This window comes from Pseudomonas sp. B21-019 (assembly GCF_024749225.1).
Classification (GTDB): Bacteria; Pseudomonadota; Gammaproteobacteria; order Pseudomonadales; family Pseudomonadaceae; genus Aquipseudomonas.
In genome coordinates, this window is record NZ_CP087193.1 from 3,150,846 (window position 1) to 3,175,160 (window position 24,315).

General features: G+C 57.7%; 17 protein-coding genes and 2 pseudogenes. 9 read left to right on the forward strand and 10 right to left on the reverse strand.

Annotated elements, in window-relative coordinates:
• Positions 1-23: 23 nt before the first annotated feature.
• Positions 24-1,459, reverse strand: a pseudogene (locus tag LOY36_RS14140) (amino acid permease).
• 136 nt (positions 1,460-1,595) lie between these two features.
• Positions 1,596-2,864, reverse strand: coding sequence for a cystathionine gamma-synthase family protein (locus LOY36_RS14145; protein WP_258674096.1), 1,269 nt, complete (start codon positions 2,862-2,864; stop codon positions 1,596-1,598).
• Between the two features lie 456 nt (positions 2,865-3,320).
• On the opposite strand from LOY36_RS14145, the gene wrbA reads away from it, so the two are divergent.
• Entirely contained in the window at positions 3,321-3,923 is a 603-nt protein-coding gene (gene wrbA / locus LOY36_RS14150) for an NAD(P)H:quinone oxidoreductase (RefSeq protein WP_007938311.1), read from the forward strand.
• Positions 3,924-4,016: 93 nt separating this feature from the next.
• On the opposite strand, the gene gabP is transcribed toward wrbA, so the two are convergent.
• The gene (gene gabP / locus LOY36_RS14155) at positions 4,017-5,423 is read right to left on the reverse strand and encodes a GABA permease (RefSeq protein ID WP_258674097.1); all 1,407 of its coding nucleotides are present in this window, start codon (positions 5,421-5,423) and stop codon (positions 4,017-4,019) included.
• A gap of 447 nt (positions 5,424-5,870) precedes the next feature.
• On the opposite strand from gabP, the pseudogene LOY36_RS14160 reads away from it, so the two are divergent.
• A pseudogene (locus LOY36_RS14160) lies at positions 5,871-10,684 on the forward strand (M10 family metallopeptidase C-terminal domain-containing protein).
• Between the two features lie 181 nt (positions 10,685-10,865).
• Here the strand turns inward: LOY36_RS14160 and LOY36_RS14165 are convergent.
• Positions 10,866-11,366 (reverse strand): Lrp/AsnC family transcriptional regulator, encoded by a 501-nt coding sequence (locus LOY36_RS14165; protein WP_018925946.1) that lies wholly within the window; start codon positions 11,364-11,366, stop codon positions 10,866-10,868.
• 119 nt (positions 11,367-11,485) lie between these two features.
• Here LOY36_RS14165 and LOY36_RS14170 point away from each other — a divergent pair, with 119 nt between their 5' ends.
• The 4 genes from LOY36_RS14170 to LOY36_RS14185 all read left to right on the forward strand — a co-directional run bounded on the left by LOY36_RS14170 (position 11,486) and on the right by LOY36_RS14185 (position 16,126).
• Positions 11,486-12,520, forward strand: a complete 1,035-nt coding sequence (locus tag LOY36_RS14170) for a histone deacetylase family protein (protein WP_258674098.1) — start codon at positions 11,486-11,488, stop codon at positions 12,518-12,520.
• Between the two features lie 49 nt (positions 12,521-12,569).
• Positions 12,570-13,622, forward strand: coding sequence for an ornithine cyclodeaminase (locus LOY36_RS14175; RefSeq protein ID WP_258674182.1), 1,053 nt, complete (start codon positions 12,570-12,572; stop codon positions 13,620-13,622).
• 175 nt (positions 13,623-13,797) lie between these two features.
• Positions 13,798-15,213: an amino acid permease gene (locus LOY36_RS14180; protein WP_258674099.1), complete on the forward strand. Its 1,416-nt coding sequence runs from the start codon at positions 13,798-13,800 to the stop codon at positions 15,211-15,213.
• A 262-nt stretch (positions 15,214-15,475) separates the two neighbouring features.
• The gene (locus LOY36_RS14185; RefSeq protein ID WP_258674101.1) at positions 15,476-16,126 is read left to right on the forward strand and encodes an MliC family protein; all 651 of its coding nucleotides are present in this window, start codon (positions 15,476-15,478) and stop codon (positions 16,124-16,126) included.
• 141 nt (positions 16,127-16,267) lie between these two features.
• Here LOY36_RS14185 and LOY36_RS14190 read toward each other — a convergent pair whose 3' ends face one another.
• The 4 genes from LOY36_RS14190 to LOY36_RS14205 all read right to left on the reverse strand — a co-directional run bounded on the left by LOY36_RS14190 (position 16,268) and on the right by LOY36_RS14205 (position 19,951).
• Positions 16,268-16,609 carry a hypothetical protein gene (locus LOY36_RS14190; RefSeq protein ID WP_007938318.1) on the reverse strand — a complete coding sequence of 114 codons (342 nt, stop codon included), beginning with the start codon at positions 16,607-16,609 and terminating at the stop codon, positions 16,268-16,270.
• 74 nt (positions 16,610-16,683) lie between these two features.
• A complete protein-coding gene (locus LOY36_RS14195; RefSeq protein WP_258674102.1) occupies positions 16,684-17,328 on the reverse strand; it encodes an ATPase in 645 nt (214 codons plus the stop codon).
• A gap of 120 nt (positions 17,329-17,448) precedes the next feature.
• Positions 17,449-18,951: a sensor domain-containing diguanylate cyclase gene (locus tag LOY36_RS14200; protein ID WP_026345902.1), complete on the reverse strand. Its 1,503-nt coding sequence runs from the start codon at positions 18,949-18,951 to the stop codon at positions 17,449-17,451.
• Between the two features lie 88 nt (positions 18,952-19,039).
• Complete coding sequence (locus tag LOY36_RS14205) at positions 19,040-19,951, reverse strand: LysR family transcriptional regulator (RefSeq protein WP_138867557.1); 912 nt, start codon at positions 19,949-19,951, stop codon at positions 19,040-19,042.
• 141 nt (positions 19,952-20,092) lie between these two features.
• Here LOY36_RS14205 and LOY36_RS14210 point away from each other — a divergent pair, with 141 nt between their 5' ends.
• The 3 genes from LOY36_RS14210 (at position 20,093) to LOY36_RS14220 (ending at position 21,904) form a co-directional block, all read left to right on the forward strand.
• Positions 20,093-20,476, forward strand: coding sequence for a DoxX family protein (locus LOY36_RS14210; RefSeq protein ID WP_258674105.1), 384 nt, complete (start codon positions 20,093-20,095; stop codon positions 20,474-20,476).
• A gap of 40 nt (positions 20,477-20,516) precedes the next feature.
• The gene (locus tag LOY36_RS14215; RefSeq protein ID WP_258674106.1) at positions 20,517-21,356 is read left to right on the forward strand and encodes a pirin family protein; all 840 of its coding nucleotides are present in this window, start codon (positions 20,517-20,519) and stop codon (positions 21,354-21,356) included.
• A gap of 116 nt (positions 21,357-21,472) precedes the next feature.
• Positions 21,473-21,904 carry a nuclear transport factor 2 family protein gene (locus tag LOY36_RS14220; protein ID WP_019649843.1) on the forward strand — a complete coding sequence of 144 codons (432 nt, stop codon included), beginning with the start codon at positions 21,473-21,475 and terminating at the stop codon, positions 21,902-21,904.
• 386 nt (positions 21,905-22,290) lie between these two features.
• Here the strand turns inward: LOY36_RS14220 and LOY36_RS14225 are convergent, their stop codons facing one another.
• Both LOY36_RS14225 and LOY36_RS14230 read right to left on the reverse strand, forming a co-directional pair.
• Positions 22,291-23,799, reverse strand: a complete 1,509-nt coding sequence (locus tag LOY36_RS14225) for a tripartite tricarboxylate transporter permease (protein ID WP_019649844.1) — start codon at positions 23,797-23,799, stop codon at positions 22,291-22,293.
• Between the two features lie 24 nt (positions 23,800-23,823).
• Positions 23,824-24,315 carry a tripartite tricarboxylate transporter TctB family protein gene (locus LOY36_RS14230; protein WP_111453354.1) on the reverse strand — a complete coding sequence of 164 codons (492 nt, stop codon included), beginning with the start codon at positions 24,313-24,315 and terminating at the stop codon, positions 23,824-23,826.

Sequence of the window (24,315 nt, forward strand, 5' to 3'; positions counted from 1 at the left end):
TGCTCGATCATTGCCTGAAAAACTCACGCGGTGCCAGAGGAATGAACTGCTGCGGCTAAGGCCAACCGCTCTGCTCTCTTGTTTCGAGTGATCCAGTAAACGAAGTAACACCACGCGATAAAGGGCAGGCCGAAGTAAAGCGCCACTCGCTGCTCAGGATCAAAAGCGATACCCACACAGGCCAGCAGACAACACAACAGTGCACCGATAGGCACCCATGGATAGCCGCGTACACGGAAATGCAGGTCTTCAACTCGTCCGCCATTAGCAACGTATTGACGACGGAACGCGATCTGGCTGGCAGCAATGCTCATCCACACGACTACGACCGCCAGACCGGAAATGGACACCAAGGCCAAGTAAACCGTATCAGGGGCAAACACACTGCTGAGCAGAGAAGCCACTGCGCCCGCCATACTAAGCACGATGGCGTTCACCGGTGTGCCACGACTGGAGAGCCTGGCGTAGCGCTTAGGCATATGTCCTTGATCGCTCAATGTCCACAGCATGCGCGATGCTGCATACAGCCCCGAGTTAGCGGCGGAAATCAGTGCCGTGAGAATGACGAAGTTCATAATGTCGGCAGAGTATGGGATGCCAATCAGCTCAAATACCATCACGAACGGACTTTCTACGAGCCCCGCTTGTTCTCGTGGCAGTAACGTCGCAAGGACGAAAATGGTCCCCACGAAGAACAGCGCCAAACGTACCACTGTCGTGCGGATTGCCTTGGGCACGCTAGTTTGTGGATCTTGCGCTTCACCTGCCGCAATCCCGATCAGCTCAGTTCCGGAAAATGCGAATGAAACAGCCAGGAGGGTCATTGCAATGGGTAGAAGTCCGGTGGGGAAAAGCCCCTCACGTGTGAAGTTGGAAAGTCCCGCCCCTGCAAACTCTGTACTTGAATAAGACCGAAAATTGCCGCTCCGCCAATCGCAATGAATGTGATAACGGTCAGCACCTTAATCAGCGAAAGCCAAAATTCAGTCTCCGCAAACCACCGAACAGAAACAACATTGCTTAAGAAAACGGCGATGGCAAACAGCGCGCTCCAAATCCAGACCGGTGTATCAGGAAACCACCGAACCATCAGTATGCCCGCAGCTGTGAACTCTGAACCGATAGCTACTGCCCAAGTGAGCCAGTAAAGCCAGGCCACTGTATAGCCTGTGCCTGGGCCCAGGTATCGCGTTGCGTAACTACTGAAAGATCCGGTTTCTGGCATCTGTACAGCCAACTCACCGAGACAGACCATGACTAAATACACCATCACTGCACCGATGATGTAAGCAATCACTGCACCGAGCGGCCCTGCCTGATTAACCGTGTAACCGGAGGTAAGGAATAACCCCGTACCGATCACACCGCCCAGTGCCAACATAACGATGTGGCGTGTTTGCATTTCCTTTTTGAAACGCGAGTTTGGGTCGGACTGATGATCTTCAATATGCGTGGACATAGTTTTATTCTCATGAAATGTTCGGACAAACGCCTTATAACTGGCTGTTGGGCAGTACAAATTTGTCGTCGCTGGATTTTATTATTTTCATTCTTCATGAAGGGCTTAAGATGAATCTCGAGCGTCCTGCCCGTATTCAGGTTTCTACCTCAATGAAACGTTGGGCACTATCAGCGTTAAAGCTCGTATCACCATGTTTACCTCGCACTAAAGCGAAAGCTTGTTTTAGGTCAGCCAATAAATCTGCTGAATCTTCAATACCTACGGATATTCGAACCAAACCTTCGGAGATTCCAAGTGCCTGACGTTCTTCCAAGGTATTTTCCACGTGACTGGTCGTCCGAGCCGGCCCATAGATGGTCTCGACAGCGCCCAAATTACCCGCCCGATGCGCGTATCTGAGCAGCGGTAGCAAACGAGTCACTGTGTCCATGCCTCCTTTCAGCACGAAGCTGACGATGGCGCCGAATCCGTTCATTTGCGAACGAGCGATGTCATGACCTGGATGTTGAGGCAACCCCGGATAGTTCACCGACTCAACCAGCGGTTCGGTACAGAGGTACTCGGCCAAAAGCATCGCGCTCGCCTGTTGCTGGCGAAGACGCAGAGCCAGAGTCTTGATGCCTCGGATGATTAGATACGCCGAAAAAGGATCCAGCGAGGCACCATTGATTTCGCGGTAATGGCGAACTTGAGACATCAAATGCTCGGCGCCGCAGACCACACCACCGAGGACATCACCATGACCGGACAGGAATTTGGTCGCGCTGTGCACAACCACATCAACGCCTAAAGCGAGAGGATTCTGATTCAGTGGCGTCGCGAATGTATTGTCCGCAACAACCAAAGCGCCCACTCGCTTCGCCGCTGCCACAAGGCGCCGGATATCAACGATTTTCAGCGTTGGGTTCGTGGGTGTTTCCAGGTACAGGACGCTGCAGCCTTTAGCGATCTCCAGCTCAAGTGCCACAGTGTCGAGCGTATCGCAAAGGGTTACCTCCACACCCATACGTGGAAGGAACTCCTCAAAAATCTTGTTCGTACCACCGTAGCTGTCACGTGTAGATATCACACGCTGCCCATAGGACAGGAAGGTGTGTAGTACACCGCTGATAGCAGCCATTCCGGTACTGAAAGCTACAGCCGACTCTGCGTTTTCGAGCTCACAGAGTTTATCTTCCAAGACGCAGACAGTGGGATTGCTCATCCGGCTGTAAATGAAGCCTGGCTCTTTTCCCAATGCCACGTCATACCATTTATCGATATCGTCATAGCCATAGGCAGCACTGACCACGATGGGTGTCTGCGTGGAATTGTAGGGATGTTGAACCTGCTCTCCTCCCCATACGACTCGAGTCCCCATCCCAATCTCTGAAGCCTGGACGGCGCGTTTCTTATTTTCCATAAAGTTCTCTCGCATCAAGGGAAACACAGCCGTGTTCCAAGTGGGCTTGGGAGGACTATATGGAAAGCTCATGCTTGTGAAAAATCATGATATCCGGGAGTAAGGGGGGCTTTTTTTAATGGCTGGGTACCGGGTGCCCTGACCATCCATTCACATGGCGATGAGCATTGAGTGAAGTAAATTACCGATAACAGATACCCTCTTAGCTGCGCGCCCTTCCCCGCTACACGTGCTGCCATCTGCCATCAATCGAATAGCTTCCCTGACTGCCCGGCAGGCAGCATACGGAGCTGCTAGTGTTAATCCGCATGCCGTCAAAGTCCCAGCAGTCGGGTGGGTGTGAGCCGCCGTTTTGTTCGTGACCGAGTGCTACGCCTGCCGCTGCAGTTCGTTGGCAGTGGTGTAACCCAAGATCTTCCTAATCCATCGAATGGCGCTTAATCCAGGAGAAAAATCATGGCGAAGGTACTGGTTCTCTATTACTCAATGTACGGTCACCTCGAAACGATGGCCGGCGCAGTGGCCGAAGGCGCACGATCCGTACCCGGCGCAGACGTGACGCTCAAGCGTGTCGCTGAAACCATCCCGGCCGAACAGGCAGCAGCCATCGGCGTCAAACTTGACCAGAAGGCACCGGTGGCGACACCTGACGAGCTGGGCAATTACGATGCAATCATCTTTGGTACACCGACGCGCTTCGGCAATATGGCGGGACAGATGCGCACGTTTCTCGACCAGACCGGCGGACTGTGGATGAGCGGCGCGCTGGTCGGGAAAATCGGCAGTGTCTTTGCATCGACCGGCACCCAGCACGGTGGCCAGGAAACCACGATCACCTCGTTCCACAGCACACTCTTGCATCAAGGGATGGTCATCGTGGGTGTGCCTTACACCTGCGCGGGGCTGACCAACATGAGCGAGATCACCGGCGGTACGCCCTATGGCGCGACCACCCTGGCAGGCGCCGACGGTAAACGGCAACCGTCACAAAATGAACTGGATATCGCGCGTTTCCAGGGTAAACACGTTGCTGAGCTTGCAATAAAGATCGCGGGTTAACGCAAGCACCTAAAATGGCTTGGGCGGCGTTAGCCGCCCTGCCAATGCTGCCGCACCGATAAAGATCACAAGCAGGCTTAACTGAATTGACTGCTATGCATTCCCTGCAGGTGCCGCCCGCTCCGGCTGACCATGCTGACTCGCGGTCACAAGGCCGATGAAGGAAATCACCAGCGCCAGGACCATGGTCGAAGAAACCTCCAGGCGGTGTTCCGGTGTCACCATCATCACTGCCAGCGCGGCACAGATGAAAACGATGACCAACCAGGTGAGCCAGGGAAACAACCACATCTGGAAGCTCAGCTCAACGTTTCGACGGCGCAATATTTTGCGCATACGCAACTGCGATACCGCAATCACCAAGTACACCAGCAATGCAATCGCCCCAGAGCTGGCAAGCAAAAACTGGAACAAGCCTGCGGGCATGAAGTAGCTGAACAACGTCACAGCGGCACCGAGCACCGTACTGGCGATCACGGCAGCCCTTGGCACGCCCGCCGACGATGTCACTTTCAGCAGCTTCGGTGCATCGCCTCTGCGGCCAAGCGAAAACAACATGCGCGACGAAATATAAATCGATGAATTCATGCAGCTGGCCACGGCGATCAGCACTACTACATCGACCATGAACTTGGCATGGGGAATGTTCATCAGTTCCAGAGCCCGTTGGTAAGACCCCACCGACGCCAACAACGGATCATTCCAGGGCACAACGGAAAGGACCACAAAAATGGACAGCAGGTAAAACACGCCGATTCGCCAGATCACTGAGCGAGTAGCTTTAGCGATGTTCTGCGCCGGATTATTGGATTCGGCCGCAGCGATGGTCACTGCTTCCGTGCCAATAAAACTGAACATGATGGTGATGAACGCCCCCACTACCGCTGACAAGCCGTTGGGCGCAAATCCTCCATGCTCCTCCATGAGTCGACTCAAGCCGCTGGCTTCGCGCTCGGGAATCCAGCCCATCAACACGGCAAAACCAAGGCCGATAAAACCGATGATCGCCACGACCTTTGCCATCGCGAACCAAAACTCGAATTCACCGTATTTGGACACACTGAACAGGTTGGTCACGACTAACAAAATGATCGACACCAAGGCAAACAGCCAGGTATCGATCTGAGGAAACCATTGGTTCAATACATGCCCGGCAGCCAGCGCCTCAATCGGTATCACCAGCACCCAGAACCACCAGTAGAGCCAACCGATGGTGAAGCCGGCCCATCGTCCGATAGCTTGGTCGGCGTAGGTTGAAAAAGAACCGGTGTCCGGGTTGGCAACCGCCATCTCGCCTAGCATGCGCATAACCAGAACGACCAAAAGGCCGGAGAACAGGTATGCAAGCAAAACCGCCGGCCCGGCAGCAGCGATAGCGTGGCCCGAGCCAACAAACAAACCCGCGCCAATAATGCCGGCTATAGAAAGCATTGTGACGTGTCGCGGCTTGAAACCCTGCGCTAACTGACCGTTCGAATCTTTTGAATTCAGGCTATCCATTATTTTTTTGTTCTCTGGTGATCGACGTTAGAGCGTACTGACTGAGTGTCAGGGTCTTCCTGTTGCCGCTACTCGAAAGCGGCGTACCTCAAACGCTCCTGAGCGTCTAAATCGGCAATCACGACGACATACCGCCATGAAATGACGCGTCACCTTACGCGTCTTGTCTTGAAAACAAATAGCCTGAGTGCGCCACGTACGAGTCTGATTTCGACATGCATTGCTGACTGCTGCGGATACACAGCGGCATCGCGCGCTGTCAGAGCAAGCGCCAACAAACTGTTACTTTTTTGAAACACCCCTCCAACCGCTAATCAGTTAGTCCGGTTTTTTGACACATCCCCGATATGTGGTCATAACTTTTGCACTCCGCTGGGTCAAAACACGGTGGTTGTCGATGGAATATTGGCATCTTCCGAGGTTCTTGCCTGATACGGAGATAAGCTCATGATTTTCAATGTACAAAATTTTGGCGCCAAAGGAGATGGCATCACTGACGACACAGCGGCGATACAACGTGCAATTGATGCGGCGGCTGCCGCAGGCGGGGGCAGGTGTATATGCCGACCGGAACTTACATCGTTTCGGGAGGGGCGGAACCTTCCGACGGTTGCCTGATGCTCAAGAGCAACGTCTACCTGTACGGCGACGGCATGGGTGCAACCACCGTCAAGGTGGCTGACGGTTCCGACACCAAGATCACGGGAGTCATCCGCTCCGCCTACGGCGAGGAAACCCACGATTTTGGCGTCAGTAACCTCACCATCGACGGCAACCGTGACAGCACCACGGGCAAGATCGACGGTTGGTTCAACGGCTACATTCCCGGGCAAGCAGGCCACGACTCCAACGTTACCCTCGACAGCGTCGAGATCAAGGATTGCTCCGGGTATGGTTTCGACCCCCACGAGCAGACCGTCAACATGGTCATCAAGAACAGCGTGTCCCACGGCAACGGCCTGGACGGCTTTGTTGCTGACTTCCTCAGCAACAGCACCTTCGAAAACAACGTCGCCTACGACAACGACCGGCACGGTTTCAACATTGTTACCAGCACCCACGACTTCACGCTCACCAATAACGTTGCCTACAACAACGGCGGCAATGGCATCGTGGTGCAGCGCGGCAGCGAGAACATCCCCTCCCCCAGCAACATCACGATCACCGGTGGCGAGGTGTATGGCAACGGCGCCGAAGGGGTGCTGATCAAAATGTCCAGCGAAGTGACGGTCAGCGGCGTCGACATTCACGACAACACCAGCGCCGGGGTCCGTATCTACGGCAGCAACCACGTCGAGCTTATCGACAACACGCTCAACAGCAATTCCCTGGGCAACCCCGTGCCGGAGATCATCATCCAGTCCTACAACGACACCCTGGGCGTCTCCGGCAAGTACTTCAACGGCAGCGATAACACCATCCAGAGCAACATCATCACCGGCAGCAACCTGTCGACCTACGGCGTTGCGGAGCGCAATGAAGACGGCACCGATCGCAATGCCATCATCGGCAACACCATCAGCCACACCAGCAACGGTGCCACGCTGGTCTATGGTGACGGCAGCTACGTCAGCGACACGGTGCCGATGATCACGGTGCAAGGCACTGCTGGCAACGACACCCTCCTGGGCAGCTCCGCCAGCGAGATTTTCTACGGCGTTGCCGGCAACGACACCATCAATGGCGGGGCCGGTGACGACATTCTGGTAGGCGGTGCAGGCATCGATAAACTCACCGGCGGTACCGGCGCCGATACGTTCCGTTTCACCACTCAGTCCGACAGTTACCGCAACGCAAGCGCAAGCTTCGATGACACCATCACCGACTTCGATGTCACCCAGGACAAGATCGACCTCGCCGGCCTCGGTTTCACCGGCCTGGGCAATGGCCATGGCAGTACCCTGCAAGTCAGCTACAGCGCCAGCACTAACCGCACCTACATCAAGGACTACGATGCCGACGCCAGTGGCAATCGCTTCGAATTGATACTCTCGGGCAACCTCGCCAGCACTCTGACCGCGAGCAATTTCATCTTCAATCGTGTGCTCACCGGCACCAGCGGCAACGACTCGCTGCTGGGCAGTGATTCGGCCGACACCCTGCTCGGCCTGGCGGGTAACGACAGCCTCAGTGGCGGTGCGGGTGACGACAAACTCGATGGCGGTGCCGGTATGGACACCCTCACCGGTGGCGCCGGAGCGGACACCTTTGTGTTTTCCAATCGCCTGGACAGTTATCGCAATTACAACACCGGTGGTGCCAACCTTGCCGACCTGATCACCGATTTTGATATCACCGCCGACAAGATCGACCTCTCGGCCATGGGGTTCACCGGCCTGGGGGATGGCAAGAACAACACCGTGTACGTGGTGCTCAACAGTACCGGGACCAAGACTTACATCAAGTCCCTTTCTGCCGACGCCGATGGCAACCGCTTCGAAGTGGCACTAAACGGTAACTACCTCGACAAGCTGACCAGCGCCAACTTCGTCTTCGCCACGTCGTCACCGACCAACCACGCGCCGGTTCTGGCCACGCCGCTGCTGGATCAGAACGCAACCGAAAACGCCCCGTTCAGCTACGTGGTGCCAGCCACCAGCTTCACCGATGCGGATAATGACAACCTCAGCTACACCGCCACCCTGGCCGATGGCAGCGCCCTGCCCGCGTGGCTGAGCTTCAATGCCACCAACCTGACCTTCACCGGCACGCCGACCAGCACCGCGTCCGGCAATTACGACGTGCTGGTCAAGGCCACAGACCCAGCCGGTGCTTCGGCCAGCGATAGCTTCGCCTTGGGAGTGGCCAACACTGTCACCGGCACCAACAATGCCGAAACCCTCAACGGCACGGCGGGTGCGGACCTGATCCTCGGCCTCGGTGGCAACGACACGATCAAGGCCGGCGCTGGCGCCGACACCGTCGACGGTGGTGCCGGACGCGACTCGCTGTATGGCGGCGACGGTGCTGACACCTTCCGCTATAGCAACCTGCTCGACAGCTACCGCGACTACGACACGGGTGGTGTCACGGCCACCGATACGATCTATGACTTCACCGCGGGCGTCGACAAGATCGATGTGTCGGGCCTGGGCTTTGTCGGCCTTGGCGATGGCCACAATGGCACGTTGTACATCACCCTCAACGCGGCGGGCGACAAGACCTACATCAAGTCCGCCGAAGCGGATGCCGATGGTAATCGTTTTGAGATAGCCCTCAGCGGCAACTACCTCAACACCCTGACCGCCAGTGACTTCGTGTTTGGCCAGCACGCCCAGCAGGACATCCTCTACCTGCCCACCCTCGGCCAATCCAATGCACGCCTGCTGCGCATGACGGAGGACGACAATCAGTCCGGCACCTCGATGCTGGTCAACGACCTGGACCGCTACACCCCCTATGACGTGCGCAGCCAGTTCACCGATGCCGATGGCAACGGCATCGACATCGCGGTGGGCGGCAGCACGGTCACCGGCCTGTCGACGCTCAGCGCCGAGGAACTCAAGTTGTGCTGGTGGCTGACCGACACCAACCAACCCGGGGCTGCGCTGTTGCGCGCCGTGACGCTGCTGAGCGAACAGCGCTCCGAACTGCAATCGATCAATAACGTCACCATGGGCATCATTTGGGGCCAGGGTGAGGAAGCCGCTCAGGAGATCGCCCAAGCCACGGACAAAGCAGCGGCAGCAGCGGCCTACAAGGATGCGACCCTAAAGGTGTTTGACTACCTGCATGCCCAGTTCGGCAACTTCGACGTGTACATGATGGAGACCGGTCACTACGAGCAGGACGCGGCGCGCGCCCGTGGCTATTCGGAAGAGAAGATTGCCTCCATCGTCGAGGGGGTTGGCTATGTCCACGCCGCCCAGGAAGCCATTGCCGCCGAGCGCGCCGACGTCAAGCTGGCGGTGGACTACAACGACCTCCCCTTGCGACACGAAGTCGATCCGCTGACGTATCCCGACGACGTCTGGCACCTGCATGAGGAATCGGCGGAAATCGTCGGCCAGCGCCTGGCCGACTACATCGCCAATGACCTTGGCTTCCAGGGCAACCCCAACGACAACAACAGCGTGCAGGACATTTTCGACAACAACCGGAAGATGATTTCCGGTACCGACCAGGCGGATACCCTGGTGGGCAGCTCGGGCAACGACACACTGGATGGCGCCTTGGGCGCCGACACCATGACCGGTGGCGATGGCAACGACATCTATGTGGTCGATAACGCGCTCGACCGCGTGATGGAAACCAACACCTCGACCTCGCAGATCGATACGGTGCAAGCCTCGGTCAGCTGGACCCTGGGCGCCAATCTCGAGAACCTGGTGCTCACCGGCGTGTCGGGCATCAACGGCACCGGCAATGAGCAGCACAACTTCATCACCGGCAATGCCGGCAATAATGTGCTCAATGGTGCCGCAGGGGCCGACAGCATGAGCGGCGGCGATGGCAACGACACCTACTATGTCGACAACGCCGACGACGCCGTGATCGAGACCAACAGCAATGCGGCGGCTGGAGGGATCGACAGCGTGCACAGCAGCCTGGCGGCCTATACCCTCGGCAACAACGTCGAGCATCTATATATCGATAGCCCTGGCGCCGCCAATGGCACGGGCAACGCGTTGGACAACACGCTGTTCGCCGGAGCCGGCAATAACGTGCTGGACGGACGCGAGGGCAATGACACGGTTTCTTTTGAACGCGCCGCGTCTGGCGTTACCGTCAGCCTCTCGACGTCAGCGCAACAAAACACTGTGGGCTCCGGGCTCGACACCGTGAAGCTCTTCGAAAACCTCACGGGAAGCGCCTACGCCGACACGCTGTCGGGTAACAGCGCCGCGAACGTTCTGAACGGTGGTGCGGGCAACGATACGTTGGTGGGCGGTTCGGGCGATGACCGGTTGATCGGCGGTGCCGGCACCGACAACCTCACCGGAGGCACTGGCGCGGATACCTACGTGTTTGATGCGCTGACAGACATGGGCGCCGGCGCTTTACGCGATGTGATCAACGGCTTCAAGAGCACCGAGGGTGATCATCTGGACTTCACCGGACTGGACGCTAACCCGATGACCACCGCTGTCGACGCCTTCACCTTCATCGGCAGCAACGCCTTCGACCCTGCCGACGCCACCGGCCAACTGCGCTTTGCCGATGGCATTCTCTACGGCAGTGTCGATGCCGACGCCGCCCCCGAGTTCGAGATCGCACTGGTGGGCGTCACGGCGTTGCACGCCAGCGATTTCACAGCCTGAGTCAAGCCGAGAGGGGATTTGCAGTGCTCGAAAAATCGAGGACAGCCACAGGTCAAAATGCAAGAGCGGGCTTGCCCGCTCCTGCATTTTGCATTCTGGTACGGGGGCAGGCGTCAATTTCGCCAGCGAGAAAAAAACTCGGTCAAGGTAGGTTTTAGAAAGGTGATCCAACCCCTGCCCTTCAGTCCTTGCTCGATTTGGGTATCGCAATACGGCTACTGGTCTTGACCTCGCGTAATGCCAGGCTGGACTGGATGGAGGCAATACCCACCTGGCGCCTGAGCACCTGCTCGATAAAGTCACTGTAGCTATCAAGATCCTCCGCCAACACTTGCAGCACGTAGTCGGCATCCCCGGTGATCTTGTGGCAGGACAACACTTCGGGCAATTGCGCGATCACCGCCTCGAAGTCGTCGGGGGCGTGATCGGCGTGGGTGGAAAAACGGATGTGCACGAATGCCATGATGTCCAGCCCCAACATTCGTCGATCAAGGTTAGCCTGATAGCCCTTAATCACGCCCGCCTCCTCCATTCTCTTACGCCGCCGCCAGCAAGGCGTCAGGCTTAACGACAGGCGCTCACTGAGCTCGGCGTTGGAGATACTCGCATCCTCCTGCAGCAATGCGAGAATCGCCAGGTCGGTGTCGTCGAGACTGATGCGCTTGGATGTTTTTTTCTGCATTGCGCCATTCCTGAGTAAAACCTCCCGTAATATCTACCAAACACCGAAAACAAAGCAAAGAAATCGCATCCGTACCAGAACAAAATATTTGCACTGGTTCACATCAACGGATGCGCACAATGTTTACAGTTTTCAGTGATTCCCACCGTTTACACCACGGCACCGAATTGAAAGACGGCGTGCTCAAGCCGTCCTTCGAACAGCCCAGTCGGGCCGATACCGTCCATCATCGAGTCAAGCAGGTCGGGCTTGGTCAGGTCATCGAGCCGCGAGCCTTTGACCGGTCGTGCTATGTCAACGCGCACAGCGAGCGCTACGTAACCTTTCTGGAATCCGCCTGGTCTGAATGGAGCGCAACCGGACGCACCCACGATGCCTTGCCGCTGGTGTGGCCAGTGCGCGATCTGGCCAACGAGCAAGTGCCGACCTACATCGACGGCAAGTTGGGTTTCTACGCCATGGACGCTGGCTCCCCTATCACCGCCACTACATGGCAAGCGGTAAAAACCAGCGCCGATATCGCGCTGACCGGACTGGCACTGATCGATGAAGGCCACGACAGTGCTTTTGCCCTGTGCCGCCCGCCCGGCCATCACGCAGCACGTGAATACATGGGCGGCTATTGCTATCTCAACAACGCCGCCATTGCCGCACAGCACGCCATTACCCAAGGCGCCAAACGTGTCGCGGTACTGGACGTCGACTTTCATCACGGCAACGGCACCCAGAACATTTTCTACGGGCGCAGTGACGTCATGTTTGTCTCGCTGCACGGCGAACCGACGGTGTCCTATCCGTACTACTCAGGCTACAGCCACGAAGTCGGCGCCGGCCACGGCGAAGGTTACAACCTCAACTACCCATTGCCGAAGAACACCACCTGGGACAGTTACCGTAACGCCCTGCTCCACGCCTGCAAGAAACTTCAGCAATTCGCCCCTGAAGTGCTGGTTATTTCACTCGGCGTCGACACGTTCAAGGACGACCCAATCAGCCACTTCCTGCTGGAAAGCGACGATTTTATCGGCATCGGCGAGCTGATAGCGGGCGTGGGCTGCCCCACCTTGTTCGTGATGGAAGGCGGCTACATGGTCGATGAAATCGGGATCAATGCGGTCAACGTGCTGCATGGTTACGAGACCAAACGCGCCTGAGTCATCCCCTGAATCGCAGCGTTCAACTACTGAATCGGAGAATAAAAACATGACTCTTTTTATAGACGTCGATCATGCCGCACGCCTGTTCGCCAAGGTAGGAATCCGCCGGGCAATCCGCGAAATGGCGGCTTACATCGAAGCTGACTACTCACGCTGGGCGCAGTTTGATAAGTCGCCGCGCACCGCCAATCATTCGGCCGATGGTGTGATCGAGTTGATGCCGACCGACGATGGTCAACAGTACTCGTTCAAATACGTGAATGGTCACCCGGACAATGGTCAAAGCAACTTGCTGACGGTCATGGCCTTCGGTGTCTTGGCCGATGTCCACAGTGGCTATCCAACCTTGCTCAGCGAACTGACGTTGACCACCGCCGTGCGCACCGCCGCGACCTCCGCCCTGGTCGCGAAGTCCCTGGCGCGCCCTGATGCAAACATCATGGCAATCATCGGCAATGGCGCCCAGAGCGAATTTCAAGCCATCGCCTTCTACGAAATGCTCTCCATCAAGGAAATCCGCATTTTCGATATCGATCGCGACGCTTCACTTAAGTTGAAGCACAACCTAGCCGCATTCCCGGATATTGAGGTGATTCTGGCCAGCTCGGTACAGGACGCGGTCAAGGGTGCACACATCGTCACCACGGTCACCGCAGACAAAGCCTATGCAACGATTCTGACGCCCGAGATGATCGAGCCCGGCATGCATATCAATGCCGTCGGCGGTGACTGCCCGGGGAAAACCGAACTGCACGCCGACATCCTGCGCAATGCCCGGGTCATCGTTGAGTTTGAACCTCAAACCCGGATTGAAGGCGATATTCAACAACTGGAGGCCGACTTTCCCGTCGTCGAATTCTTCCGGATTGTTCAAGGTGAATTAGCGGGCCGTGAGAGCGACGCCCAGGTCACGGTTTTCGATTCCGTGGGCTTTGCCCTCGAAGACTTTTCGTCACTGCGCTACGTGCACGACCTGGCACGCGAGCATGCCATTGGTGAGCGCATCCATCTGGTGCCGACGCCGGCCAACATAAAAAACCTCTACCAACTGCTTGATCAGCAGCCAGCAGTTCCCTCGCGCCTGCGCACAGTCAGCTGATCGCCATAGGTGAGGCCTCCTGAGCAAAGTGCCAAGGGGCTACTCACCGTGTGACCGGACGAGAAACCCTGCCACACGCAAACCACCACCGTCAGTAGCCGTTGCATCTCTAACAAGAACGCTAGACACCCACTTTCTGCCAAAACTCAAAAACATAAAATCAAGAGGTTTTGTAATGAAAACGACTCCGTCCGGGCTGCCTGAACAGCCCGCGCTGCAGCGCACCCTCAGCAATCGTCACATTCAGTTAATGGCCATGGGAGGCGCCATTGGCACAGGCCTGTTCATGGGCTCCGGGAAGATCATCGCCCTTTCCGGTACGTCGATCATCCTCATCTATATGATCATCGGCCTGTTCGTCTACTTCGTCATGCGCGCCATGGGCGAACTGTTGCTCTCCAACTTGAACTTCAAAAGCTTCGCGGATTTTGCCGGTGCCTACCTCGGCCCGCGAGCGGCATTCTTCCTCGGCTGGTCGTACTGGCTGAGTTGGAGCGTCGCGGTGGTGGGCGATTCCGTAGTGGTCGGCGGCTTCTTTCAATACTGGTTCCCTGATGTACCCGCCTGGATACCGGCCATTGGCATGCTACTGACGCTGTTCGCCTTGAACGTGCTGACCGTCAGGCTTTTCGGTGAGGTGGAGTTCTGGTTCGCGATCATCAAGATCATTGCCGTCGTCACCTTGATTGGCGTCAGCATGGTGCTGATTGCCAGTTCATTTGTATCGCCCAATGGCGTCACCGCATCCCTGAACCACCTGCTGGATAAACAGGCAGCCTTCCCCAATGGCCTGTTCGGTTTCTTTGCCGGTTTTCAGATGGCCATCTTTTCCTTTGCCGGCACCGAGCTGATCGGCACTGCAGCCGCCGAAACCCGCTCCCCCGAGAAGACCCTGCCTAAAGCCATCAACTCGATTCCGCTGAGAATCATCTTGTTTTATGTGCTGGCACTGGCCTGCATTATTGCAGTGACTTCCTGGCAACAGGTTTCGCCCAACAAGAGCCCTTTCGTCGAACTGTTTCTGGTTGCAGGGTTTCCCGCAGCCGCCGGTATCGTGAACTTTGTGGTGCTGACGTCTGCCGCCTCATCGGCCAACAGTGGCGTATTTTCATCCAGCCGCATGCTGTTTGGGCTGGCCAGTCACGACAATGCACCAGGGATTTTTCGGCGTTTGTCGGGCAATAGCGTGCCTCTGCTGAGCCTGGCGTTCACCACACTGTTGATGCTGGTGGGTGTACTGTTGCTGTTCATCGTTCCGGAAGTCATGACAGCGTTCACCATCGTCTCTACCGTATCGGCGATCCTGGTGATTTTCACTTGGTCGACCATCCTCGCGTCGTACATTGCCTATCGCAGAAGCCGGCCCGACCTGCATGCGCAATCGGCCTACAAGATGCCTGGCGGCGTGCCGATGGCCTGGTTCTCTTTGGCATTCCTGGGCTTTGTTCTCTGTTTGCTGGCATTAAGACCTGACACCCGTATTGCTTTAATGGTCATGCCGGGGTGGTTTATATGGTTGGCAATTGCCTATCAGCTGACCCACACCTGGAGGCCCAAACCCGCAGCTGGATCGATAAGTCAGTACAACTGATTTTACCTGGAGCCTTTGGGGGCAACGCCCTTGGGTGATGTGGCATTTGTGGGGCACCTGCGGGTCGAATAGCTGCAAGCGAAGGCCGTCAAATATCACTGGCGGCCAACTCGCTCCTGCAACCCAACCACCGCCGAGCGGTATGGCAAGTTCTGAGCACTGACTTACACTGCGATACACCAATGCGAACGAATAACTATTCAACGCATCGATCAATCCCACGGCAATCCGGGCATCACGTAATGATCTGGGTGAAGCCAACATGAAAACGGTCACGGCCCTTTTCACCTGTCTACTCGCTGCCAGCGTATGCGCGGCGGCGAGCACTTGTGTTAATGCTGCACCAACCTTCAAGACCAGCTTCGACTGCGCCGAGGCAAAGGCGTCCGTCGAAAAACTGATCTGTCGTGATCCGCAACTGGCGCAGATGGATATCGAACTGACACGTCTTTATCGCCTGGCGCTCACGGATGAACATTCAGTGCCGCGTCCGGACAAAATCATGATCGACCAGCAGTTTTGGGTCGATGCGCGCAATCAGTGCGCCTCCACACCTGTACCCAAGACGTGCACAGTCCGCAGTTATGCCGAGCGCGCGTACCAGCTGCGCCAAGGCTCGGCCATCGTGAGAACCAAGGACCCACACAGACTCACCGAGGGCCCCCTGGCTTTTCGTTGTACAGGGCTTGACCCGCTGGTTGCCGCCACCTTCTTCACCACGCAGCCTGGTGTCGTGTACCTGAAATGGGCGAACACCTCGATCGTCCTGAACCAGGAGCCGAGTGATTCGGGAACCCGATACACAGGCAAGGACTCCCAGGGGAATTACAGTTTCTGGCAAGACGGTGACGTGGTGCTATTCCAGAAGCCAGGCTCAGGGTCAATGAGTTGCAAGGCTGAGCCGGTCGGTTGATGTCGCTGGCGCAAGTCCGACGCCCTACTCCCTGCCCCAAAACCTGCACGCAAAAAAAAGCCCCGAAACCACATAAGGTACGGGGCAAAAAATTGGTTGGTTGCGGCCAACCAAAGGAGCGTTCTTCAAAGCAGTTACGGGTTACAGGCATTCCTGCGCGGCACGTTCGAAACTCGAAGGCATGAAGTTCGATGCCAGCAAGTGACGCTCGTACAAAAACACCTTGCCGCCGTTCGGGGCTTTGTAGGCTTCCAGAACGTTGTCCGCGGCGACTTTGCTCGGCACCACGATCCGGTAGCTACGCTGGGTTTGCGAGACCGTCGGGTGCAGTGCGCTGCCCTGCAACTTCGGCACCACGCAATCGGCGTACTCGGCAGGCGTTTTTTTCGTCTGCAAGGTCAGCGTCGGGTCGTTCGGCGCGGAGGCACAACCGGCCAGCAGTAAGGTGGCGAAAGCCATGACAGGAACAAATAAAGGGCGCATCGGCGAAGTCCTGAAGTAAAAAATCTGTTTTGTTGCGCAACGGGTCACTGTCGTTGCGGTTATGGTCTGGGTGTTCAGCCAGCAGTCACCAGGGTTTTGAGCGAGTCATCGAACTGCTTCAAGGCGCTGAGTTGCAGGTCGCGTTGCTGGTCGATCTGGGCGGCAATCTCGGCTGCAGCTTTACGGTGTACCCAGACCGAAGGCATTTGCTTCTCGACGGCGCCTTCGGCCTTGCCGATGTATTGCAGGTTGGCGTCGTAGAACCGTGCGGCGAAACGCGCTTCGACCTGACTGTTGCGTTGGGTCAGCAGACGGTTATGCGTATCGAGCATCACCACTACATCCGGATGGGCCTGCACCAGCGCATCGAGGTTGTTGTAGACGGTCACCGACAGGAACTGCTGCTGTAACGAACTCATCAGCCAGTCGATTGCAAACTCTGGGTCGGAGCTGTTGATGAACGCGTCGCGAATCCGCGCATCCAGCGCATCGCGCGCGCCGTTCACCGCCACATCGTGGTAACGCTCGAGGTATTGCAGGTTGTCCAGGGTGTTTTCGCTGTACAGCACACCGACGGTTTGCGAATGCTGCAACCCGGTACTGGCGCCGGCGATGGGCAGAAAATGGCACGATTGGGCGTCGTCTGCGTAGGCGGTTGCAGCAGTAGCAACCCCGCCCATCAACAGGGCGACAATTGCCAGTCGGGTCAATGTCTTCATCGCGCAAATTCCTTGAGCTGCGTCTTCGATGGAGGCGATTTTCCGCCTTTACCCGACCCAGCAGAACTTGCGTTCCTTGATTGTCACTATCACTTGAACCGATAGTTGCGCCGTCCTCGATCACGCGACGCTCAACTGATTTCTCCCCTGCGACTTCGCCGCGTAAAGCGCGCGATCTGCACGACCGATCAGTGCCTTTTCATCAGGGTCGCTGCCGTCGGCGACATATGTCGCCAACCCCAGGCTGACGGTCACGATACCTAACGGGCTCGACAAATGCGCAAGCTGCTCGGCCGCAATACCCGACAGGATCGCCTCGGCAACCTTGCGCGCTCCTGACTCGTCCGTATTGGGCATCACCACGGCGATTTCTTCCCCGCCATAACGAGCCGCCATGTCACCCGGGCGACGTACACAGTGCTTGATCGCCTGACTGATGATCCGCAGGCATTCGTCTCCAGCGAGATGGCCGTAGTGATCGTTGTAGCGTTTGAAAAAGTCCACATCGATCAGAATCAGTGACAACGGGCTTGCGAGTCGCTTGGCGCGTTTGAGTTCGACATCCAGAAACTGATCGAAATGCCGGCGGTTGGCGAGGCCGGTGAGTTTGTCTACGCTGGCGAGAACTTCCAGTGTCTGGTTAAGCTCGATCAGTGCGGTTTGGGTCGCGAGCAATTTTTCCTCCGCCCGAATACGCCGGCTGATGTGGGAAATCAGCCTGCGCCCCAGTGCGACCAGGAGCCCCAACAACAGCAGCACCACAGCGACGGATTGCTTTGTCTGACTGAGCCACGCTTGCATTGCCTCGGCCTGCCCCACCGCAACCGTCGTGACGACAGGATATTGATCGTTTCTCTTGAACGCGTAGAGGCGATGGATGCCATCTACTTTCGACGCAAAGTCCACGGTGCCTGATGAGGTGTTGCGCAAGTATTCGGAGAATATGGGTGCGTGAGACAGGTCACGGCCGATGTCTTCCACTTGAAAGGGATACCGCACCAGCAGGCGCCCTTCGGATGAAGTCAGGCTGATGGCGCCGAATTGCCCCACGTGGATGCTTCGATAAAGTTTGAGGAAGTGTTCGAGGCTGATGGTTGCGGCGATCACCCCGGCAAAACTTCCATCGGGGTGATCGATGCGTCGGCTGACCGAAATCACCCAGGTGCAAGTGACACGGCTGAGAATCGCCGGGCCGATATAGATACCGCGATCCGCGACGTCTCGGTGATGCTTGAAGAACGCCCGATCTGCGTTGTTGCTATTGGATGAGATCAGCATGTTGGTCGAGAATAGCCAGTCCCCTTGGGCGTCATATAGCACCACATTATTTAATTGCGGGAGCGCATCCATCTGCTGGGCAACCAACTTGCTCAGCCGTTCGAGTTGCTCCGGGCCGGTGCCGTCTTTCTCGATCCTTTCTGTCAGGCCCAGCAACAGCACTTCACTTTGCTTGAAGGTGCCCTCGGTGTAAGTGTTGAGCGCCTGAGTCAGGTTCAATGTATCGGTATTGATGTCGCTCAAGGTGTTCTGTCGGGCTGTCCATGTCTGCCAGGCCGTCAGCAGCACCACGGAGACACACACCAGAAAGATCAGAAAAGTGGCAAGTCGAAGATCGCGTTTCAAGGAAGTACCGGGCTGTTGAGTACACTGGCGTCAAAGGCTGCGCATTATAGAAGGCTTTTAGCCATCACTGCTGATGCATATGCATAGGTCAGCCTTGCGCCGGGAATGCCTCCACCCTCAGTTTCTCCATCACCAGTTCAATGAAGGCCGATACCGCCAACGGCAGATGCTGCCGGCTCGGGTAAAGCACGTGCAGGCCAAAGCCCGCACGCTGGAAGTGTGGCAACACGCGTACAAGTCGGCCCGCCTGAAGATCGAGCATGGCGAGCGTCGGCGGCAGCAGTGCGATGCCCAGGCCGGCCACCGTAGCCTTGCGCAGTGCCTGGGCCGTGTTACCGGAAAAACGGCTGGCGATTTGCACCTCTTCCTCCACGCCCTCTGGTCCGGTCAGACGCCAGGTGGTGAAGCCGCTGGGATGGGCGAAACTCACGCAGTCATGGTTCACCAGGTCCTGCAGCGTACCGGGCATACCGCGAGCAGCGATGTAAGCCGGACTCGCCACCAGGCCCTCGCTGCCTGCACTGAAGAGCTGGCGCCCGACGTAACCTGAGTCTTGCAGCGGACCGCCGCGAAACGCGATGTCGATACGCTCGGCGATCAAGTCGGCGCGGGCATCACTGAGCACGAAGTCAAGCCGCACCCGCGGATGCGCGGCGAGAAAATCAGCCACCCATTCCATGGGGAAGAAGTCGAAGAAATCCGCCGTCGCCGCGACGCGCACCAAGCCGCTGGGTTCCTGGCTGCCCGTCATCAACTCGTGCCCCGCCTCGATCAGCCCGTCCACCGCGCCCACGCAGCGCTCGTGAAAAGCCTGCCCGGCATGGGTCAGCGTCAACTTGCGCGTGGAGCGTTGCAGCAGTCGTGTGTCGAGTTGTGCCTCGAGCTGCTGGACACGCCGGCTGACGGTGTTGGGCGGCATGCCCAGCCGCCGCGCCGCTTCGGCGAAGCTGCCGCTGCGGACCACTTGGACAAACAAGGCAATGTCATTCAAGTCGAGCATGAGGCGATAATTCCAGCAAAAAATGGATGGGCGCAATCCAATTGTGCCATCTAATCAACCAATCCGGGCGCGCTTATCCTTCTTGCATCGCGGCAGTTAGCCCTCTAACTGCGTAAACCACAGGCAAGGACATCGTTCCCCATGACTCAAACTTCATCCCTCTCCCCTATTCAAAATCGCATCCTTTGGGGTGTTCGCATCTTTCTGGCCTTGGCGTTCGCTGCGGCCGGCATCGCCAAGCTGGCCGGCGCTCCGCAGATGATTCAGGTATTCGATGCCGTCGGCCTTGGGCAATGGTTCCGCTACCTCACCGGTGCCATTGAAGTGGCTGGCGCTGTGTTGCTGCTGATCCCGGTCACGAGCTTTTTCGCCGGGCTGCTGCTGACGGCGACCATGACCGGCGCAGTGGTCACGCATCTCTTTGTGATTGGCGGCAATCCCGCCCCTGCCCTGGTGCTGCTGGCAATGTCTGCCTTCGTGGCCTGGCGTCGGAAGCCTGCGACCTTGCTCGGTGCCGCGCGCTGATCCATCCCAAGGCGATCGGCTCAAGACTTGAGGAAAACCTATGAACAGCATCGTTGCAACACCAACGCGCGCCATCATTCACCGCACATCCGGCAGCACTCACGGGCCGATCACGCGGCTCATGAGCCCTGGCGACCTGGGCCAGTTGTTGAAACCTTTTGTGTTTCTTGATCTCTTCGGCTTCAAGCCCCAAGGCGGGCAGAAAGGTTTCGGCATGCACCCGCATTCAGGGATCGCAACACTGACCTACATGATTGAGGGCGGCGTGAAGTACGAAGACACCACGGGCAAGACGGGCGTGCTGCCCACCGAAGGTGTGGAGTGGATGCGCGCCGGTAATGGCGTGTGGCACGACGCTAAGCCAATCGGTGACAGCTCAATATCGGGCTTCCAGCTCTGGGTCGCGCTACCCGTTTCGCACGAAAACACACCGGCGGAAAGTCTCTACCTGGCGCCCTCGCAGATCCCGCAAGCAGGCCCGGCGCGTGTGCTGCTCGGACGCTATGGCGCAGCGCAAAGTGCGATTGCGGCACCTTCGGACATGAACTACCTCGTCGTGCGCTTGAAAGACGGAGAACGCTGGCGCTACACACCTCCCGCCGGCCACAACGTGGCGTGGCTGGCGGTCAATGCCGGTCGGCTGGACGTCGGTGGCCCGGTCATTACTGGCGAGTTGGCGGTGTTCGAGGAGTCAGACCAACCCATCGATTTCGTGGCGCACGGCGACACGTCTTTCGTGCTGGGCTCGGCGGTGAAGCACCCACATGATTTGGTGATGGGTCGTTATTCAGTACACACCAGCCGAGCGGCACTGGCGCAGGGCGAAGCTGAAATTCAGCGTATTGGCGCGCGTCTGTTTCATGAGGGACGGCTGGCCTAGCACTCGCTAATGCCATATCTGCATCACTTGGTAAAAACCTGATATGTTGTACGATGACAGATGAGTTGGCGTAATTCATCTGTCATCCTCGCACCTATAACAACAAGGAATTACCCATGAAAAAAGTGAAACTGATTATCGGTTTTTTATGCCTGTTCAGTGGCTACGTGGCGGCCTCCCCCACATCGAGCGAGAAGGATGTTGCCGCTGCGGTAGACCATCTGACTCAAGCGATGCTGACCAAAAACGTCCCACAACTGAATGCGCTCACCGCTGAAAACCTGACCTACGGGCATTCCAGCGGGAAAATCCAGGACAAGAAAGAATTCATCGCCGATATCGAAACCGGAAAAAGCGCTTTCAAAACGCTGGAGATGCAGAACCAGAAAATCACCGTCTCGGGTGATGTGGCGTTGGTCCGCCATCATTTTTCGGCGCAAGCCATCAAGGGCACCGAGATTGTTCCCACGGAAATCGAGAACTTTCAGATCTGGCAAAAGCAGCAAGGAAAATGGTTACTGGTAGGACGACAAGCGTTCCGGCTCTGACTGTCGCATAAGCCGGTTTTCGGCCAACGCGTGGCCACTCCTCAGTCCCTTGCGGCAAGAATTAAGTGGGGTGTCAGGCAGTTGCAATGCTGGATCGCGAGCAAGCCCGCTCTCACACTGGATTGCCTGTGAACACATTATTTGTGCACGTCAGCGATCACATATGGGAGCGGGCTTGCTCGTCCGTCGCTACACCGCTAGACAGCAGCCTTGAACCCCTCCTCCCTTTGCAACGCCCGAGCCTGTGCGCCACGTTCCTACGATTTGCCCGGGAGCGAATGCGGTATGTCAGGCAGACCGCATCAGTTGGATACACGACTGCTTCGCAGCCGAACGCAGCCTTCGGCAGCTGCTACAGATCGCGCTGGGAGCCAGGTAATCAGCCGTCAATCATCCTCATGCAACTTGATCCCACGCTTATGCAGCAGATACGGCACCAGCAGCACCAACAACGTCACCGCCAGCACCGACGCCGCAATCGGTTGTGTCACAAATATCATCCAGTCGCCCTGGCTGATGGATAAGGCGTTACGCAGTTGTTTTTCCGCCATTGGCCCCAGCAGCATGCCGACGATCACCGGGGCGACGGGAAAATCGAAACGCCGCATCAACACCCCCGCCCAGCCGATGCCCAGCATCAGTAACAAGTCGAAGGATGAGTGGCGCATGCCGTACACGCCGATGGTGGCGAACACCAGGATCCCGGCGTTCAGGTACGGCCGAGGGATTTGCAAGAGTTTGACCCACAGCCCCACCAGCGGCAGGTTCAGCACCAGCAGGATGACGTTGCCGATGTACAAGGAGGCCACCAGGGTCCAGACCAGTTCGCCCGAGGTCTGGAACAGCAGCGGCCCCGGTTGCAGGTTGTAGTTCTGGAACGCTGCCAACAGAATCGCCGCCGTGGCGGAGGTCGGTATGCCCAGGGTCAGCAGCGGCACCAGTGAGCCGGTGGCGCTCGCGTTGTTTGCCGCTTCGGGACCTGCGACGCCTTCGATGGCGCCTACGCCCTTGCTGGCGGCGAATTCTTTCGGGTACTTGCTGAGTTTGCGTTCAGTGGAATAGGACAGGAACGTCGGGATTTCCGCGCCACCGGCCGGAATCGACCCGAAGGGAAAACCGATCAAGGTGCCCCGTAACCACGCCGGGACCGAGCGTTTCCAGTCGGCGCGAGTCATCCATAACGAGGTCAGGCGGTGTCGGCTGGCCGTTTCTTCCTTTTGGTAAAGCACGCCGTACAAGGCCTCACCGACGGCAAACAACCCCACCGCGACCAGCACCACTTCGATGCCATCGACCAGCTCGGGAACCCCCAAGGTGTAGCGGGCAATGCCTGACGTCGAGTCGAGGCCGATCAAACCGATGGTCAGCCCGATGCCCAATGAAGCAAAGCCGCGCAGCATCGACGCGCCGAGCACTGCCGACACGGTGGTGAAGGCCAGCACCAGAATCGCGAAATACTCCGCCGGCCCGAATTTCAGCGCCAGCGTGGCCACGAGGGGCGCGAACAACGTCAGCAAGATCGTTGCGATGGTGCCGGCCACGAATGAACCGATGGCGGCCGTTGCCAGCGCCGGACCTGCCCGTCCGTTGCGGGCCATGAGGTTGCCTTCCAGGGCCGTGACCATGGAGGACGATTCCCCCGGCGTGTTGAGCAGGATCGAGGTGGTGGAGCCGCCAAATTGAGCGCCGTAATAGATGCCGGCGAACATGATCAGTGCCCCGGTCGGGTCGACCTTGGCGGTAATCGGCAGCAGCAAGGCGACGGTCAGCGCCGGGCCGATCCCCGGCAACACACCAATTGCAGTGCCCAGCAGACAACCGATAAAACCCCACATCAGATTGATCGGCGTCAGCGCGCCAGCGAAGCCGACTGCCAGATTCGAGAGAATATCCACCTTGTCGACCTCCTTCGGCCTGGATCAGATCCAGGCGTTGATCAAGGGCGGAAGGGAAACCCCTAGCCCGGCGGTGAAAAGCCAGTAGATCGGCAGTGCCAGAGCGATGCCGATGGCCAGGTCCCGCACCGGGCTGCGGCTGCCGAAGCCTCGCGCCGAACAGGCAAACAGCAATGCAGCAGCCAAGACGAAGCCGATGTAGGAAATGAGCAACGCCACGCCCAGCAGCCCTGCCGTAACCCAGGTCGCCCCGGACTTGCCGCCGGGCTCGGCCCCGGAAGTCTCATGATCATCGGCGAGGTTGCGAAAACCACCGGTGAGCGCCTGATAGCCCATCAACAGACCGACGGCGCCCAGAAATGCCGCGACGGCATAGGGGTAGACGTAGGCCGGCATGATCACGAACCCCATCTCGGCGGGAAACCGCGAGGCGCCGACCGCCAATACCGCACTGATCACGACAATACCGACGCCAATCGCCAGTTGGGCCGGCCTTACGCTCCAGCGCCCGGCCAT